This is a genomic window from Mesobacillus sp. ABV4_180 (assembly GCF_056158485.1).
On the sequence record NZ_JBSWTJ010000001.1, the window covers coordinates 4,043,401 to 4,061,522 of the forward strand.

Genomic DNA, 18,122 nt, shown 5'->3' on the forward strand with positions numbered 1-18,122 from the left:
GTATGGAAAGTTTCATTTTACATCAAGATTATAGAATTCCTTCGCCAGCTGCCTGAATCGCTTTGAGTCAATTTCTTCTTTCGTCACGCCGCTATCCTTCCACTGGGTAAAGCTTGTTTCTGTTAAAACCATGGATCCGTTCGCTGTCACTCGTGTCAGCAAAGGCTTTTTATTGAAGGGTGACTGTGGATGTTCTGTGATGATTCTCTTCATTTCTGTTAAACCGCTGACATCCTCCAGCGCCTCGCTGGTATCAAAAGCATATCCCACCCTCCAGCCAGAATCCTTATATTTTTGTTTCATCTCTAAAAAGTAATCCCCGAATTCACTGTCTTCTTTTTTTACCCGAAACTCCCCAGTGGGTGTGCTGATTTCGCTCCCATCAAGCGGCACTGGGCGTAACGGCAGATTCCCGCCGAAGCCGGTATCTACCAAATACCTTCTGCCACCTTCACTCAATAAAATGGCTGCGTGAGTCCTCCCTGTAGGGCTGAAGCCGCCAATTTCCTGGACATAAACTGATCCGCAAATCAGCTGGACATCAAGATCATTCTCCTTTAAAAACAAATACAAGAGACTATTCAGATCATAACAGAGGCCGCCCTCATTCTTTTTTAAAACCTTTTCTGCAATGGCTGTTTCATCAATGACAGTAAGATCACCAGATAATGTACGCAGGTTCTCAAATGGAATGGCTGAAGCTGTCAATTCTAAAATGGTGTTGATATTCTCAAATTTGACGGGTGTTTCCAAAGTATATCCAATCCTAGTACGAAATTGATGATCTAAATTTTTCATATCAATCCCTCTTTTCGATTTGTATTCTATTTTATAAGATATCCTTCATCACTTTCCAATTAGACTAAAGCTAAAAGTGAAATTTCATCATAGTTCAAATGGCTCATTTTTATATGATAATAGGTTTCTTTTTCCGACATAATTCTACTATTAACATTACTCCTGGTATTAAACTATTCATGAAAGTCATCTCCATCGATACTTTGTGACTATAATCGCAAGGTTTTATGCAGTATTTTGGCACTATTTGTCTACCAATAAACTGTTTTGCCTTCATTGCTGGAAGGCTGATTCTATTGTAAAATTGAAAGGAAAGCTGATTGCAAGCGCTTGCATTTTTTTGGGGAGGCTTTAAAATTTTTTAACCCTTTGTGCAAACGGTTTCACAAAATGATTCCTCAATATGTGAAAGGAGGATTTCTTCTGCAACTCTAGCAACATCAAACTATTTAGGGGGGAAAATATTCGAATGAGAAGGAACACGAAACGCAGTTTCTCAATTTTCATGACAGCGGTCATGCTAATGAGCTTATGGCTTCCTTTTATACCTGCTCATAAGGCAGTGGCTGAAGGAACGAATGCCACTTCCGAATCTACTGAACGCAAAGTCCGTTTTACTTACATTCGCGAAGATCAAAATTTTGGGGATTGGAATATTTGGGTCTGGAACACAGGCGTGCAAAATGACCAGATCGATTTTCAAAAATATGAAGGCAGCAAAGCGGTAGCTGACATTGCTGTTGCGCAAAATACAGCAGAAATCGGCTTTGTCCTCCGCAGTACAGAGGATTGGGCTACAGCCCAAAAGGAATTCGGAGATCGTTTCATTCCAGTGAATAAGAATGACTCCATTACTAAAGCCTTCATTACAAGTGGTGTAGAAGAAATCCGAATCGTACCTGATGGATCTGCTCCGGTAATTGATAATGGCAATGCCACCTTCTTTTACCGTGATAAAGAGCTTTTTGCAAATGATGCGATGGATACGATTGAAAAAGTAGAATTGAAGTTTAATGGTGAAACCATCGAAATGACATATGAGCCAGAGAATGAGAGATTCGTAGCACCATACGAAAACATTCCAAATGGCACACATGAATATACATTCCTTGTGACAAAAAATGGACAGACTGTTGAAGTAACAGATCCTTATAACACAGTTGACGGCGTATCCAAAATCACCTATGCCAACGCTGAATTAACGGTTTCAGGTACAGTCAATCCTGCTGAAATTGATTACAACCAGAACGCTGTGTTGTCTGTTGACGTACAGGGACTGACTGATGGAGTTGAAATCAGCAAAATCACTGCAGATGTTTCCGAGCTTGGAGGATCAAAGTCTCTAGAAATCGACCCTTCATTGAAAGAAGTAACGATTGCAGTCGATGACAATGTAACAGCAGGCACTAAAACCATTCCGTTAACGGTCACCGATTCATTCGGCAACCCACATAACGGTACAGCAAGCGTAACAGTGAAAACGAGACAATCTGTCGGAGAGAACGATTTTGACTGGGACGAGTCCATCATCTACTTCATGCTGACAGACCGTTTCTTTGATGGAGATTCCAGTAATAATGACCCTTATAATCAGGACTACGAAGCAAAGAATGACCGTGGTACTTACCAGGGCGGCGATTTTAAGGGAATTACTGAAAAATTGGATTACCTGGATGAACTAGGTGTAAACACGATCTGGATCAGTCCAATCGTGGAGAATATCAAGCATGATGTCCGCTACACCGATGAGCACTCTTATTATGCTTATCACGGTTATTGGGCCAGCAATTTCGGAAAGTTAAACCCTCACTTCGGGACAATGGAAGACTTCCATCAATTGATTGACGCTGCGCATGATCGCGGCATTAAAATTATGGTGGATGTTGTATTGAATCATACTGGTTATGGTTTAAAGGACCTTGATGGTTCTTTGGAGAACCCGCCAGCAGGATACCCAACTAATGAAGAACGCAGCACTTACAGCAATCTGCTCCGCCAGGGTTCCGATGTAGGTGATGATGAAATCGTTGGTGAGCTGGCAGATCTTCCTGATTTTAAAACAGAAGATCCAGCAGTCCGACAGACAATCATTGATTGGCAGACAAAATGGATTGAGGAAGCAACCACAGATAAGGGCAACACAATTGATTACTTCCGCGTTGACACAGTGAAACATGTGGAAGACACTACATGGATGGCGTTCAAGAACGCGATCACAGAAAAAATGCCTGAACACAAGATGATCGGCGAAACCTGGGGAGCTGAAGTCAACAACGACTATGGATACCTTGAATCAGGTATGATGGATTCCCTGCTTGATTTCGGATTCAAAGGCATTGCCCATGATTTTGTGAACGGCAAGCTAAAGGCTGCAAATGATGCCCTGATTGCCCGTAACGGTAAAATTGATAACACAGCTACACTAGGTCAGTTCCTGGGAAGCCACGATGAAGATGGATTCTTATACAAAGAAGGAAATGACAAAGGAAAGCTGAAACTTGCTGCTTCCCTGCAGGCAACAGCGAAAGGACAGCCAGTCATCTACTACGGTGAAGAATTGGGACAAAGCGGAGCAAACAACTATCCGCAATACGATAACCGTTATGACTTGGCATGGGATCAAGTAGAAAACAATGATGTCCTTGATCACTATAAAAAAGTTTTGAACTTTAGAAGTGATTATTCTGATGTGTTCGCTAAAGGTGATCGTCAAACAATTGCCGGTTCTGACAGCGATCAATTCCTTCTTTTTGCGCGAAAGCATGGAGATGGAGCTGCTTATGTAGGATTGAACGTTGCTGACAGTGCAAAAGAAGTCACATTGACAGTGGATTCTGCCAACGCCGTTGTTACTGACCACTATTCAGGTGAGACATATACTGCGGCAGATGGAAAAGTAACACTGACCATTCCTGCGAAAGCAGATGGCGGAACTGTTTTACTTACCGTTGAAGGCGGGTCGATTACACCAGCTGACGGTGGCGATGATGATGGCGATGGAAATGGCGACGGCACGGTTGAACCTGTCCCAGCCAACCACATCCGAATCCACTACAAGCGTAATGACAATAATTATGAAAACTTTGGTGCGTGGCTGTGGAATGATGTGAAGTCCCCTTCTGCCAACTGGCCGACAGGAGCTACAATGTTCGAAAAAACGGACAGCTACGGTGCATACATTGACGTAGAACTTAAAGAAGGCGCGAAAAACATCGGCTTCCTCGTTATGGATGTAACAAAAGGTGATGCTGGCAAAGACGGCGGAGACAAAGGCTTTACCATCACTTCATCAGAAATCAATGAAATCTTTATCAAGCAAGGCGATGACAAGGTGTACACATATGAACCAGTCGACCTGCCTGCCAATACAGTCCGCGTCCACTATGTTCGTGACAATGCTGACTATGAAAACTTCGGTCTCTGGAACTGGAAAGATGTCGCAGCACCTTCTGATGGATGGCCTACAGGGGCTGCCTCCTTCTCGGGTAAAGACCGTTATGGTGCGTATGTAGACATTCCATTAATAGACAACGCTAAGTCAATTGGCATGATTGCCCTTAACAAGACAAACGGAGAAAAAGATGGCGGAGACAAAACCTTCAACCTTCTGGATAAGTACAATCATGTATGGATCCGTCAGGGTGATGACAATGTCTACGTATCTCCTTACTGGGAGCAGGCTACAGGCATTACGTCTGCTGAAGTAATCTCTGAAGATACGATTCTATTAAGCTTTACGATGACTGATGGCTTAACAGCTGAAGACTTAAAGTCGAAACTGGATATTAAAGATGCAACAGGTGAAACCGTTCCTGTTGAAAGTGTGAAATTCACAGAAAATAACAAAGTGGAAGTAACAGCCCAATTCGATTTAGAAAAACTTCCATTGTCCATCACATATTCAGGCAGAACGGTTTCTGCTTCATCTGGCTGGAGAATGCTTGATGAAATGTTCTCTTACGACGGTGATGACCTGGGCGCTTCCTACAAGGACGGCTCAGTAACTTTGAAGCTATGGGCTCCAAAGGCAAGCAAGGTAGTTGCAAACTTCTTTAACAAGGACAATGCAGCTGAACAAATCGGCAGCATCGAGTTGACGAAGGGTGAAAAAGGAGTCTGGTCTGCAGACGTTGCTCCTGGCGACCTGGATGTGTCTGATTTGAAGGGTTATTTTTACCAGTATGAAGTGACAAATGACGGAGTGACAAACAAGGTTCTTGATCCTTATGCGAAGTCTATGGCAGCCTTCACCGTGAATACAGAAGGCAATGCTGGCCCTGACGGCGACACTGTCGGCAAGGCAGCCATTGTTGACCTAAGCAGCACAAATCCTGAGGACTTCGGCCATGCTAAAATCAAAGGCTATGAAAAACGTGAGGATGCTGTGATTTACGAGGTTCATGTCCGTGACTTTACATCCGATCCTTCTATAAAAGGTGACCTGGACGCAAGATGGGGTTCTTATAAAGCGTTCATCGACAAGCTTGATTATATTAAAAAGCTTGGTGTCACTCATGTTCAATTACTTCCTGTAATGGCCTGGTATTACGGCGACGAGACGAACATGGGCCAAAGAGAGCTTGAATACTCTGCTGGCGGCAACGAATACAACTGGGGCTATGACCCGCACAGTTACTTCTCGCCTGACGGAGCTTACTCACAAGATGCTGCTAATCCGGAATTACGTGTTAAGGAACTGAAGCAGATGATCGATGCGATCCATGATGCCGGAATGGGTGTCGTCCTTGACGTTGTTTACACCCATATGGCGAAAGCCAGTCAGCTGAATGACATCGTTCCTAACTACTATGCCTTCCAGGATGCACAAGGAAACTTCCTTGGCGGCTTCGGAAACAATCTGGCAACAAGCCACAAAATGGCTGAAAAGCTGATGGTAGATTCGGTGAAATACTGGTTCGAAGAATACAAGATTGATGGAATGCGTTTCGATATGATGGGTGACGCAACCTACCCTTCTGTGCAAAACGCTTATAATGCTGCAGCAGCTGTGAACCCTGATGCATTGTTCATCGGTGAAGGCTGGAGAACATTCGCCGGCCACATCGCTGAACCAGAGCTTAAGGGCATGGGCGCTGACCAGGATTGGATGGACAAAACGGATGATGTTGGCGTATTCTCCGATGAAATCCGTAATGAGCTAAAATCAGGCTTCGGCTCTGAAGGTGAACCTCGCTTCATCACAGGCGGAGCGAGAGACATCAACACGATCTTCAACAACATTAAAGGCCAGCCGGGCAATACAGCTGACGATGATCCAGGCGATATGGTCCAGTACATCGCAGCGCATGACAACCTGCCGCTTCACGATGTTATTGCCCAATCGATCAAGAAAGACCCTTCTGTACCTGAAAATGAGTTGGAAATTCATAAGCGCATCCGCATTGGAAACTCGATCATTTTAACGTCTCAGGGAACTGCATTCCTTCACGCAGGCCAGGAATACGGCAGAACGAAACAGTGGAAAGCTGAAGGCGTCCCTGAACAGAAGTATCATGAATTAACAGATGAGCAAGGCAACCCATTCGGATACTTCATTCACGATTCTTATGATTCATCCGATGCCATCAACATGTTTGACTGGCAAAAAGCAACGAACAAAAAGGAATACTCAGTCAACACGACAACTCAAGCCTATACAAAAGGTTTGATCGAGCTGAGAAAGTCAACGAACGCTTTCCGCCTCGGCGAAAAAGAACTAGTTGATCAGAATGTTCGATTGCTTGATTTACCTGAAATCAAGGATACAGACCTTGTGATCGCCTACGAAAACGTATCTACCGATAACACTGGAACATACTACGTATTCGTAAACGCAGATACTAAGAAACGGGAGCTGACGATTGACGGACTCGACTTCTCCAAAGGAAAGGTCCTTGTCGACAATGACGAAGCAGGTAAAACCCCTGTATCCAAGCCATCTGGCTTCAAACTAACGAAAGACAAATTAACACTTGATCCATTGACGACTGTTGTCATCAAGGTGGACAAAAAAGGTAAAAAGTAATAATAGAAGACTACGGCAGGCATCATCATTCTCGTGATGGTGCCTGCCGTTATTTTTACCATCTCCTTTTAGTTTACTAGTCAAAGCATCAAGGGTATCATTAAGTATCACCTCATGAACGCCTAAGGAGAATCGGATGCTAGATTACAAGTTATATAAGGGCCGCGGCTCGGAGTACATTGTGTTGCTGCACGGAATTGGCGGGAGCTCCAATATCTTTTACAAGCAACTAAAACCGTTTCTTAAAAAATACAACATCCTGGCGATCAACATGCCTGGGCATGGGAATTCGCCTGATATTGATTCATATAAAGGAAGTTTCTCGTTTGATATGATTGTCTCGGAGATTGTGAAAACATTGGATCATCTCTCGATCAGGAAAGCCCATTTCGTAGGCATTTCACTCGGAACAATCATCGTCCACCACCTGCTGCAGACGGAACCCGAGCGTGTGAGATCCGCTGTGCTTGGCGGCGCTATTACGAGGCTGAATCTTTTCGCTAAATCGCTGATCAAATTGGCCTGGTGGGTAAAAGATTTCATCCCGTTTATGTGGCTTTATCGCATTTTGGCATTGATCCTGATGCCAAAGGACAACCATAAAGACTCAAGGCGATTTTTCATCCAGGAAGCCTATAAAATGAAAAGGAAAAATTTCCTTGCATGGTATCACCTGGCCGGAGATGTCGAAGCCACATACAGCAATGTCCAGGAAATCAGTGAAGATGTCCCAAAGTTCTATATCTCAGGAGCTGAGGACCATATGTTTGTGAAAGAACTTGCAGATGACCTGAGAGGGGATACAAGCTCAGAGTTAGTCATCCTGGAGCACTGCGGCCACGTTTGCAATATAGAAAAAGCGGATGAATTCAACCAGCTTTCTCTCGATTTCATGAGTAAGCATCAGATCAAAAAAATGAATATCAGTTAAAAAAATGGGGAGTGAGCCGTCTGGCTTACTCCCCCTTTGTTTAGCTTTTTAATAGTAATACGGATACGGTCTTGGCGGGCAGCAAGGATATGGCGGGTATGGTGGGTACCCATAATAAGGACGCGGATAAAATAAAGCACTTCCTAATAATCCCCCGGCCAATCCACCTAAAAACGGAAGCCCAAACCCAAAACCGAAAAACCTCTGATCCCGTGAACGATAAGGATGTCTGTATGCATGCATACGGCTTACCTCCCTCTTCTCTTTTTTGTATTCACTAATTTTATATGCGTTTATCACGGGTTTGGCTTGGGCTAATGTGCCTTGATTGAGCATTTATGGGTGTGCGAAAGTCAGGCATAAAAAAAGAAGCACGATATGAAACCGTGCTTCCTCGCAATTTAAATCTTGAACTTCGCTACCATTTCTCTCAGGTTTTCTGCCAGTCTCGCGAGTGATGCTGATGAAGAGGCTACTTCTTCCATCGAAGCTAATTGCTCTTCCGTTGCAGAGGCAATTTCTGATGTGCTTGCCACAGAATCCCGGGCGATTTTGGTCACTTCTTCAATGGAGGCGTTCACCTGCTGGACGCTTGCCGACATTTCTTCAGAGATAGCGGAAACCTCCTGGATTTCCGAGCTTACATTCTCAATCGATTTTAAAATTTCGTCAAAGGTCCGTCCTGTGTCTTCTACCAATAAGGTGCCCTCAGAAATTTCAGCTGTGCCTTTGTTCATCATTTCCACGACCTGGTGGGTTTCTTTTTGAATGACTTCTATCAGGCCAGAGATCTGGCTGGCTGATTGCCTTGAAAGCTCGGCCAGCTTCCGTACTTCATCCGCGACCACCGCGAATCCTTTTCCATGCTCCCCTGCTCTTGCAGCTTCAATCGCTGCGTTCAAGGCAAGCAAATTCGTCTGGTCAGCGATCCCTGTGATGACTTCAATAATTTTTCCGATTTCCGCCGATTTACGATCCAAATCCTTGATGACGGCATTCGTTTCACCTGTCGTTTGATTGATCGCCTTCATCTTCTCAATGACTTTTTCCAGAGATTCATGTCCGAGCATTGCCTGTTTCGTCGTATCAGCTGCAGACTCTGCGACAGTGGATGTCGTGACTGCAACCCGCTGGATTCCCCCCGCCATCTCTCCTACTGCCTTCGCGCTTTCTTCCGTGTTCTTGCTTTGGAGCTCTGCACCGCCTGCGACTTCCTGGATTGCTGTCGCTACCTGGTTCGTAGCAGAATTCGTCTGGTCGGCACTTGCCATCATTTCTTCAGCTGATGCCGCAACCTGCTCCGAGGTACTGCTAACCTGAAAAATCAAATTCCTCAAGTTGGTCGTCATTTCATTGAAATCCGTTGCTAACTGGCCAATCTCATCGTTATTCTTCACATTGATTTTTTCAATAGCCAGGTTCCCGCCAGCCAATTGCTTTGCCGCCTGCGATACAAGCTGGACAGGCTTTGAAATCATCCTGCTGATATAAGTAGCAATCACGATTCCAATGACAAAAGCAGCTACACTGAGCGCAATGATGAGCAAGGCTACTTTCTGTACATTGCCAGAAAGCGTCTCACTCGTAGAATTCAGCGCATCTTGCTGATACTCAATAGCATCTTCCGCTGCGGAATTCAAGTCAAAGATCAGCTGATTCCCTTCTTTCTGCATCAATAGCCGAACCTTGACCGTTTCTTCATCCCGAATTAAAGTAAACGCCTCTGAAGCGACCTTATAATACTCTGCCTCAGCAGCCACAAGGTTCTCTCCTACCTTTTTCCCCTCAGCGGATTTCGTTGTGCTCAAATACTCCTTTGAGCTTTTGGCAAAAGCTTCTACCGCACCCTCAAATTCAATCAGGCTTTCACCATCACCATTTGCCATATACTTTTGAAGCGCCAGCTGCTCCTTCATGATGGCATCCTTCATCTCCACAATCAGATTCAGCTTTTCCATCCGGTCATTAATAGACGATGAATACTGGCTATTCATGTTGTTAAACTGAAAATTCGTGATGATTGCCACAACTGCCAACAAAGCCAAAACCGAAAAAAAGCCCGCCAATAATTTGGCTCGAACACTGAACTTCATCTGTGATTTTCTTGCGAATCTCTTCTTGAATTTCATTTTTCCGCTCTCCTGTCCAGCAATAGAGTAAATTACCGTTTCTTCTCTTACTATCTATTTCGGTTTAATTTCAGAAAATTTTAGGACTTTAGCCATAAAAATAAAAAGGACGGGTCTCGCGCTACCAAATTGAAGCAGAAGAAGATTCCCTGTGTCTCAGGGAAATAAAAAGGACGGTGTCGCGCTTCCGAAAGGAAACAGAAGAACCGTCCCTGTGTTTCAGTGCTTTCAAACGGAAACAGAAGAACCGTCCCTGTGTTTCCGATATTTGATTTCGCCGCCTATGATGGTCATTTCGATGTTCATGGATAGGAGTTCATCTGGATTTGACATCTGGAATGGATTTGCTGAGTAAACGGTCATGTCGGCTAATTTACCTCTAGCAATCGTGCCTTTTAGTGTCTCTTCATTCGTTGGGTATGCTCCGAGTTCGGTGAACAGGCGGAATACATCTACCATCGGCAGCTTTTGTTCTGGCACATAGCCTTCGTGCATTTCTCCTGGCTTTTTGCGCGTTACTGCGGCATGGATCCCGAGAATCGGGTCGACTGGTTCGACCGGTGCATCGGAGCCACCAGCACAAATGACGCCGGCTTCCATCATTGTCTTCCAGGCGTAGGAAAGCTTGATCCGCTGTTCGCCAAGGCGCTCCTGAACCCACGGGAAGTCACTCGCGATAAAACGAGGCTGGATATCAGCAATCCTGTTCGGCCCTTTTAGCCGCGGAATCAATTCCTCCCGTAAAACCTGCGCATGAATCAGCCTGTCACGGTAAGATGCAGCCGGAAACTGGTCCAGCACGTCGAGAACATTTTCAAGTGCCTTGTCGCCAATCGTGTGAACTGCAATCGGCATATCAAGCTCCCTTGCTCCTTTAACAATCTCAAATAGCTGCTCCTGGTCATACATGGCATCGCCGTAATGACCGGGTGCATCGCTGTATTCTTCAGATAAAAGCGCAGTCCTCCGCCCAAACGCCCCATCGGCAAAAATCTTGACTGCGCCAATTTGCAGCGTGTCATTGCCATAGCCTGTATACATTCCGGCTGCTTTTAAATCCGCTAAAAACTCATGGTTGATCAAGAGATTGCTGCGCAGACCCAGCTGTTCCCCGTTTAACAGTTCATTAAAAAGATTCCAGGTTTTATCGAGACCACCGAGATAAAGCGGATCATTCGTATGCACACTCGTTAACCCCTTGCTCATCGCGTAGTACATCGTCTGGCGCATCGCTTTCTTCCAATCGTCATAAGACCTCTCAGGAATATGCTGCCTGATCAGGTTCGATGCTGATTCAAGGAACAGTCCAGTGGGCTGCTTCGTGATTTCATCCAATACAATCGTGCCGCCCTCCGGAACAGAGATTCCCGGATGATAGCGACTCGCTTCCAATGCCTTGCTATTGACGATCGCCGCGTGCAGGCATGTCCTTGATAAAAACAACGGGTTGGCAGGTGCCACATAATCCAGCTCCGCAATCGTCGGAATTCCCCCGTCTGTAAAAAGATTCTCATCCCAGCTGCTGCCGACGATCCATTCCCCTGGCTCAAGCTGCCTTGCTTTTTCCTGGATTTTTGCCAGCATCTCATGCTTTGAAGTAATGGCAGCAAAATCGAGATTGATAAAACTATCCGCCATGATGGATAAGTGCAGGTGACTATCTATTAAACCTGGAGTAGCTGTCTTTCCTTCCAAATCAATGACCTGCGCCTGGCTGCCCCATTGCAGCACCATATCAGCAGACGTTCCCATATCGATGAATCGTCCATGCTCGATGACGACCGCCTGTACCATTGGCTTGAGCGGATTGAATGTATAGATGGTTCCATTTTTATAGATGGTTCTCAAGAAGATTCTCCCCTTTTAAAAAAAATGAAAAGCTAGGAGAGGCCCATGCGCGGATGTTGGAGTTTGATAGAAGGGGATAGTGGAGTAGCTCTAGCATGCAAAAAAGCAATGATAGAAAATAACCTATCATTGCTTTTTACAATATACGTTATCCTCGTTTCGATCAGTAGTTCTCCATGCACAAATTCAAGCATGACAGTCTGCTCCTTTTCAGAAAGCATCCCAGCAATATTAAGTCTGACCTTTAATACGCTTCGGCAAACAACCCTTTCATCCGTCATCAACGATGTCATACTCCGATGGATTACTCATGTCATTCGCGCCTCTACCTCACCGATCTGATAAGATCCTATGAAATTAGCTTAATACTATCATAAAATGTCCAAGAATGTTCACTGATTTTTATGCGTTACTTTTTTAAAATGAAAGAAGAAAGGAAGTGGAATATGATTTTAAAAGAACGAACCAAACCAGAAGAATTAGTAATCCTGCAAGCCCTCAAGCCTCGAATGGAACTGCAAGATAAAGATGCGCAAAACCTCTACACGCTCGAAAAAGGCTATGAAGGAGAAGTGCAATTCGACCATTGGTTTACCAATCATAGAGTTGAAAGCCTCATTATCAACGACCTGCTCCTTGAAGTGAATGGCACTCTTTTTCAAATCGACTCCTTCGTGATCACGCAAGACCGGCTGCACCTTTTTGAAGTAAAAAATCTAGAAGGAGACTATTATCTGGATGGAGACAAATTCAAGACCGCTGCAGGTGCTGAAATCAAAAACCCTCTTCATCAGCTAAATCGGGCAGAGTTACTGCTAAAACAACTGCTGAAGAATCTGGGCATTTACATCCCTCTCGAACCCCACCTCGTGTTCATCAACCCTGAATTCGCCCTACTGCAAGCACCATTAAAATCACCCATAATTTTGCCGAATCAGCTGAACCGCTTCATGGATAAGATGAACCGGACCTCTTCAAAATTAACAAACAAGCACACCAAACTGGCCGAGGCTCTATTGGCCTTGCATATTAAGAAATCGCCGTTTAGCAGAGTGCCGGGGTATGATTTTGATAGGTTGAGGAAGGGGGTTATTTGTGATGGATGCGGGGAGTTTATGAGTAATTTAGGTAGAAATAAATCTTTTTGCAGTCATTGTGGAAATACAGAGAATATTGAATCCACAGTATTACGAATGGTTAAGGACTATCAAATACTCTTTCCAGATACTAAGGTGACAACAAAAGAAATCTATAATTGGATAGGGGGTATCTCGTCCCAGAAAGCACTTAGGAGAATCTTAAAAGAAAACCTTTCCTATCAAGGTGACTTTAATAGGCGTTATTACGAATAGTAAAACGGATCCAAACCAAGTAACTCTCATTTAGCGTCCGCAATCTTTGCGGATGTTTTTTAACGAGAACAACCTTTCACGTTCTGCGACCGAATTCCTGGCGAGTTCTCTTTTTCGGGCGCAGCTCCTTACGTTCTGCGACCGAATTCCTGGCGAGTTCTCTTTTTCGGGCGCAGCTCCTCAAGTTCTGTGACCGAATGCCTGACGAGTTCTCTTTTTCGGGCGCAGCTCCTCACGTTCTGCGACCGAATTCCTGACGAGTTCTCTTTTTCGGGCGCAGCTCCTCACGTTCTGCGACCGAATTCCTGGCGAGTTCTCTTACTCGGGCGCAGCTCCTTACGTTCTGCGACCGAATTCCTGGCGAGTTCTCTTTTTCGGGCGCAGCTCCTTACGTTCTGCGACCGAATTCCTCGTGTGTTTCCTATTTCGGGTGCAGCTCCTTACGTTCTGCGACAGAAATCCTTTCAAATTCCCCTTCCCGAATGAAACCAATTCAATTTGGCAAAATAATCAAAGTAGAAAACGCTTGCAATTTTCTCAGTACGTTTTATAATACTTGTATACAAGTATACTTGATTAACGAAGAAGGTGTAGCAATGACGGAAAAAAGGGAATTTCTTTATCCGCAAAAATGGCTTTCGAAGGCTTCGACTGGTGACCGTGTGGCGAGTGAGCTGCGGATGCAGATTATTTCGGGGTTGATTGAAAGCGGTGCCATCCTTTCGGAAAATAAACTGGCTGCGGATTTCAACGTAAGTCGCTCACCCATCCGTGAAGCGCTTAAAATCCTCTCAGCAGAAAACCTGATTCGCTTGGAAAGAATGGGCGCTGTTGTAATCGGCCTTACAGAAAAGGATATCGAAGAGATTTATGATGTCCGTTTATTGATTGAATCATTCGTTTTTGAACGACTTATCAAAATAGATACAACCAACTTGGTGCTCGAGTTGAGCAAAATCCTCGAAATGATGAAAATCGCCATCAAGTACAAGGATGCCGACGAGTTCAGCTTGCAGGATGTGCTTTTCCACGAAACGATCATCCGGGCCATCAACCATTCCTACATCAAGATGATCTGGGATAACACGAAACCCGTGATGGAAGCTTTCATTCTTTTATCGATGAGAGTAAGGATCGAGGAGAAGTACGAGGATTTCGAGCGCATTATCGAAAACCATGAGCTTTATATTGAAGCCATCAAAACGAAGAATCGCGACCTGATGATTAAATCCTTACACCAAAATTTTGATGATGTTCAAGGTAAAGTTGAAGACCTTTGGATATCGCAGCAAACGCTTTCCAAGGGAGTGGAGAAAAGTGACTGAATATATGTTAGGGGTCGACATCGGTACGACTAGTACGAAGGCTGTTCTTTTCAGTGAAAAAGGCGAGGTCATCCAGCAGGAAAACATTGGCTACCCTCTTTTCACTCCGGATATTTCAACAGCTGAGCAAGACCCTGAAGAAATTTACATGGCGGTCCTGACGGCCATCACAAAAATCATGAAGCACCACCAGCAAAAAAAGCTGGCATTCATCTCATTCAGCAGTGCGATGCACAGTGTCATCGCGATTGATGAAAATGACGAGCCGCTTACACCATGCATCACATGGGCAGATAACCGCAGTGAAGCATGGGCGCATAAAATCAAAACTGAACTGAATGGACACGAAATTTATAAGCGCACAGGAACGCCGATCCATCCGATGTCACCGTTGAGCAAGATCGCCTGGATCGTGAACGAGCGTCCCGAAATCGCCACAAAAGCGAAAAAATACATCGGCATCAAGGAATTCATTTTTAAAAAGTTCTTTGACCAGTATGTGGTTGACCACTCGCTTGCGTCAGCGATGGGGATGATGAATCTCAAGAATCTGGATTGGGATGAAGAAGCCCTGCAAATTGCGGGAATCACGAAAAATCACTTATCCGAACTTGTACCAACAACAACGACCTTCACGAACTGCAATCAAGAAATCGCGAAGCAAATTGGGATTGATCCAGAAACTCCTTTCGTCATCGGCGCAAGTGACGGTGTCCTTTCCAACCTCGGCGTCAATGCGATTGGCAAAGGCGAAATCGCGGTCACCATCGGAACAAGCGGTGCAATCCGTACGATCATCGACCAGCCGCAAACCGATGAAAAAGGACGGATATTCTGCTACGCCCTGACTGAAAATCACTGGGTGATTGGCGGGCCTGTCAATAATGGCGGGATGGTCCTTCGCTGGATCCGCGATGAAATTGCATCATCGGAAGTCGAGACTGCAAAGCGTTTAGGAATTGACCCATACAATGTCTTAACGAAAATCGCTGAGCGCGTCAGACCAGGTTCGGAAGGGCTGTTGTTCCATCCATACCTCGCAGGCGAACGGGCTCCATTATGGAATCCTGATGTCCGCGGCTCCTTCTTCGGATTGACGATGTCCCATAAAAAAGAGCACATGATCCGCGCTGCACTCGAAGGTGTCATTTTCAACTTATATACCGTCTTTTTAGCATTAACCGAAGCAATGGAAAGCCCGGTTGCAAGAATCCAGGCTACCGGCGGTTTTGCAAGATCAGATGTGTGGCGTCAAATGATGTCAGATATTTTCGATCTCGAGGTGGTCGTGCCTGAAAGCTATGAAAGCTCTTGCCTTGGCGCTTGCATCCTCGGACTCTATGCAACAGGAAGAATCGATTCTTTCGAAGTGGCTTCCGAGATGATCGGCAGCACACACAAGCACACGCCGAATGAAGAAGCGGCAAAGGAATACAGGCAGCTCGTGCCAATCTTTATCAGCTTATCGCGTGCTCTTGAAAAAGATTATTCAAGAATCGCAAACTATCAAAGAAGCTTGATTAAGTAAGGGGATGTTCTTCTTCCCTTTGCAAAAATGGTAATTCAATAAGGGTTGCACTTTATCCCTTTGCTAAAATTGTAATTCATTTAAGGGATGCACTTTATCCCTTTGCAAAATTGTAATTCAATTAAGGGATGCACTTCATCCCTTCATCAAAAATGTTAGCGCTTTATTTTAAAAAAGAAACACCCTGCTCTATGCGGGCACAATATAATACACATCTTAGGGGGAAATTACAATGCCATTGGTTATTGTAGCAATTGGTATCTTAGCCTTACTTTTATTGATCATGGGCTTAAAATTGAACACATTCATTTCATTAATCATCGTTTCATTTGGTGTTGCTTTAGCGCTTGGGATTCCGTTACCTGAAATCGTTAAAACGATTGAAGCGGGATTAGGCGGAACTCTTGGACACTTGGCACTTATTTTTGGACTTGGCGCGATGCTGGGCAAATTGATCGCGGATTCGGGCGGCGCGCAGCGTATTGCGATGACGCTTGTGAACAAATTTGGTGAAAAGAACATCCAGTGGGCGGTCGTTGTGGCTTCGTTCATTATCGGTGTGGCTCTATTCTTCGAAGTAGGATTAGTTCTATTAATTCCAATCGTATTTGCGATTTCAAGAGAATTGAAGATTTCGATTTTGTATCTTGGTATTCCGATGACAGCTGCTTTATCTGTAACTCACGGCTTCCTGCCTCCTCACCCGGGACCGACTGTTATCGCTGGTGAATTCGGCGCAAATATTGGTGAAGTTTTACTATATGGTTTTATCATTGCAATTCCAACCGTTATCCTTGCAGGACCTGTATTTACGAAGATTGCTAAAAAACTTGTACCTGAATCATTCAATAAAATGGGCAGCATTGCCTCACTAGGTGAGCAAAAAACGTTCAAACTTGAGGACACTCCTGGCTTCGGCGTCAGTGTTTTCACAGCATTGCTTCCGGTTATTTTGATGTCAATCGCAACAATCATCACGTTATTGCAAAAAACATTAGGATTCGAAGATAATAGTTTCCTAGAAGCCATCCGATTCATCGGTGATGCTGGTACATCCATGCTTCTATCTCTATTATTCGCAGTTTATTCAATGGGATTGGCACGTAATATTCCAATCAAGACAGTTATGGACTCTTGTGTAACAGCTATCTCACATATTGGTATGATGCTATTGATCGTGGGTGGAGGCGGCGCCTTCAAACAGGTATTGATCACGGGCGGCGTTGGTGACTATGTAGCTGAACTGTTCAAGGACACTGCTCTGTCTCCAATTCTGCTTGCATGGATCATCGCAGCCATCCTGCGTATCGCTCTTGGTTCTGCAACGGTTGCGGCATTAACAACGGCTGGTTTGGTCATCCCAATGCTTGGCCAGACTGACGTGAACCTTGCACTTGTTGTACTTGCAACAGGCGCAGGAAGCTTGATCGCTTCACACGTAAACGACGCAGGCTTCTGGATGTTCAAGGAATACTTCGGCCTGAGCATGAAAGAAACATTCGCAACATGGACGTTGCTCGAAACAATCATTTCCGTTGCTGGATTAGGTTTTGTGCTATTGCTTAGCCTGTTCGTTTAATAATTGAATCAAAAATTTGAACTAGCATTTACAAAAAGAGAGGTCAGCCCTTCGATTGATGGGCTGACCTTTTTCATATTTACAACTAAAGTCGTAGAAATAATCCATCTTTTCTCTGAATATACTTATTTTCTTCCTATGTAAAATAAATTCAAGAGGTGGTTTTTATGAAAAAAATCTGGTCAGATAAAATGCCTGCCGTTCAATTCAGGATTGCGAGGCCAACGGATCAATTAGAAAAAGTCGTTGAATTTTACCGCGACGGTCTTGGACTTGAAGTCGTTGGTTCATTTGAAAAGCATGATGGATATGACGGGGTAATGCTCGGTCTCCCTGATGTGGGCTATCATCTGGAATTCACACAGCATGAAAACGGCAGCCCCTGCCCCGCTCCAACCGAAGACAATCTATTAGTCTTTTATATTCCTGACAAAGAACGTCGCGACTCCATTGCCCGGCAGCTGCATGAAATGGGCTATCCCGAGGCAGAGCCTGAAAATCCCTATTGGAAAAATGCCGGCGTGACGATTGCAGACCCGGATGGCTGGAGAATTGTGCTGCAGAATTCTTCAGGGTTAGGAGGCATTTAACACCAAAAGGCCCTCCA

11 protein-coding genes and 1 riboswitch are annotated in these 18,122 nt (G+C 44.7%); of the genes, 7 read left to right on the forward strand and 4 right to left on the reverse strand.

Annotated elements, in window-relative coordinates; translation table 11 throughout:
* Positions 1 to 12 precede the first annotated feature (12 nt).
* Positions 13 to 798, reverse strand: a complete 786-nt coding sequence (locus ACXAEA_RS20620; protein WP_475097713.1) for an arylamine N-acetyltransferase family protein — start codon at positions 796 to 798, stop codon at positions 13 to 15.
* 469 nt (positions 799 to 1,267) lie between these two features.
* Between ACXAEA_RS20620 and ACXAEA_RS20625 the strand changes: the two genes are divergently transcribed.
* Both ACXAEA_RS20625 and ACXAEA_RS20630 read left to right on the forward strand, forming a co-directional pair.
* Positions 1,268 to 6,823 (forward strand): pullulanase, encoded by a 5,556-nt coding sequence (locus ACXAEA_RS20625; RefSeq protein ID WP_475097714.1) that lies wholly within the window; start codon positions 1,268 to 1,270, stop codon positions 6,821 to 6,823.
* A gap of 136 nt (positions 6,824 to 6,959) precedes the next feature.
* Positions 6,960 to 7,754: an alpha/beta fold hydrolase gene (locus tag ACXAEA_RS20630; RefSeq protein ID WP_475097715.1), complete on the forward strand. Its 795-nt coding sequence runs from the start codon at positions 6,960 to 6,962 to the stop codon at positions 7,752 to 7,754.
* Between the two features lie 48 nt (positions 7,755 to 7,802).
* Here the strand turns inward: ACXAEA_RS20630 and ACXAEA_RS20635 are convergent, their stop codons facing one another.
* The 3 genes from ACXAEA_RS20635 to ACXAEA_RS20645 form a co-directional block, all read right to left on the reverse strand.
* Positions 7,803 to 7,997, reverse strand: coding sequence for a hypothetical protein (locus ACXAEA_RS20635; RefSeq protein WP_475097716.1), 195 nt, complete (start codon positions 7,995 to 7,997; stop codon positions 7,803 to 7,805).
* Between the two features lie 158 nt (positions 7,998 to 8,155).
* Positions 8,156 to 9,883 (reverse strand): methyl-accepting chemotaxis protein, encoded by a 1,728-nt coding sequence (locus ACXAEA_RS20640; RefSeq protein ID WP_475097717.1) that lies wholly within the window; start codon positions 9,881 to 9,883, stop codon positions 8,156 to 8,158.
* 228 nt (positions 9,884 to 10,111) lie between these two features.
* Entirely contained in the window at positions 10,112 to 11,731 is a 1,620-nt protein-coding gene (locus tag ACXAEA_RS20645; protein ID WP_475097718.1) for an amidohydrolase, read from the reverse strand.
* Positions 11,732 to 11,890: 159 nt separating this feature from the next.
* A riboswitch (Lysine riboswitch) is annotated at positions 11,891 to 12,067 on the reverse strand.
* A gap of 110 nt (positions 12,068 to 12,177) precedes the next feature.
* Between ACXAEA_RS20645 and ACXAEA_RS20650 the strand changes: the two genes are divergently transcribed.
* The 5 genes from ACXAEA_RS20650 (at position 12,178) to ACXAEA_RS20670 (ending at position 18,105) form a co-directional block, all read left to right on the forward strand.
* Positions 12,178 to 13,083 carry a nuclease-related domain-containing protein gene (locus tag ACXAEA_RS20650; protein ID WP_475097719.1) on the forward strand — a complete coding sequence of 302 codons (906 nt, stop codon included), beginning with the start codon at positions 12,178 to 12,180 and terminating at the stop codon, positions 13,081 to 13,083.
* A 596-nt stretch (positions 13,084 to 13,679) separates the two neighbouring features.
* Positions 13,680 to 14,408, forward strand: a complete 729-nt coding sequence (locus ACXAEA_RS20655) for a GntR family transcriptional regulator (RefSeq protein WP_475097720.1) — start codon at positions 13,680 to 13,682, stop codon at positions 14,406 to 14,408.
* Entirely contained in the window at positions 14,401 to 15,936 is a 1,536-nt protein-coding gene (gene gntK, locus ACXAEA_RS20660; protein ID WP_475097721.1) for a gluconokinase, read from the forward strand. The genes ACXAEA_RS20655 and gntK overlap by 8 nt, the downstream gene beginning before the upstream one ends.
* A gap of 232 nt (positions 15,937 to 16,168) precedes the next feature.
* Positions 16,169 to 17,515 (forward strand): GntP family permease, encoded by a 1,347-nt coding sequence (locus ACXAEA_RS20665; RefSeq protein WP_475097722.1) that lies wholly within the window; start codon positions 16,169 to 16,171, stop codon positions 17,513 to 17,515.
* Between the two features lie 167 nt (positions 17,516 to 17,682).
* Positions 17,683 to 18,105: a VOC family protein gene (locus ACXAEA_RS20670; protein WP_475097723.1), complete on the forward strand. Its 423-nt coding sequence runs from the start codon at positions 17,683 to 17,685 to the stop codon at positions 18,103 to 18,105.
* The last annotated feature ends 17 nt before the right edge of the window (positions 18,106 to 18,122 follow it).

What these genes read in the sequence shown, in the direction of transcription:
- ACXAEA_RS20620 (WP_475097713.1), bottom strand. Translation starts at nt 798, where the DNA reads ATGAAAAATTTAGATCATCAATTTCGTACTAGGATTGGATATACTTTG.
- ACXAEA_RS20625 (WP_475097714.1), top strand. Translation starts at nt 1,268, where the DNA reads ATGAGAAGGAACACGAAACGCAGTTTCTCAATTTTCATGACAGCGGTC.
- ACXAEA_RS20630 (WP_475097715.1), top strand. Translation starts at nt 6,960, where the DNA reads ATGCTAGATTACAAGTTATATAAGGGCCGCGGCTCGGAGTACATTGTG.
- ACXAEA_RS20635 (WP_475097716.1), bottom strand. Translation starts at nt 7,997, where the DNA reads ATGCATGCATACAGACATCCTTATCGTTCACGGGATCAGAGGTTTTTC.
- ACXAEA_RS20640 (WP_475097717.1), bottom strand. Translation starts at nt 9,883, where the DNA reads ATGAAATTCAAGAAGAGATTCGCAAGAAAATCACAGATGAAGTTCAGT.
- ACXAEA_RS20650 (WP_475097719.1), top strand. Translation starts at nt 12,178, where the DNA reads ATGATTTTAAAAGAACGAACCAAACCAGAAGAATTAGTAATCCTGCAA.
- ACXAEA_RS20655 (WP_475097720.1), top strand. Translation starts at nt 13,680, where the DNA reads ATGACGGAAAAAAGGGAATTTCTTTATCCGCAAAAATGGCTTTCGAAG.
- ACXAEA_RS20665 (WP_475097722.1), top strand. Translation starts at nt 16,169, where the DNA reads ATGCCATTGGTTATTGTAGCAATTGGTATCTTAGCCTTACTTTTATTG.
- ACXAEA_RS20670 (WP_475097723.1), top strand. Translation starts at nt 17,683, where the DNA reads ATGAAAAAAATCTGGTCAGATAAAATGCCTGCCGTTCAATTCAGGATT.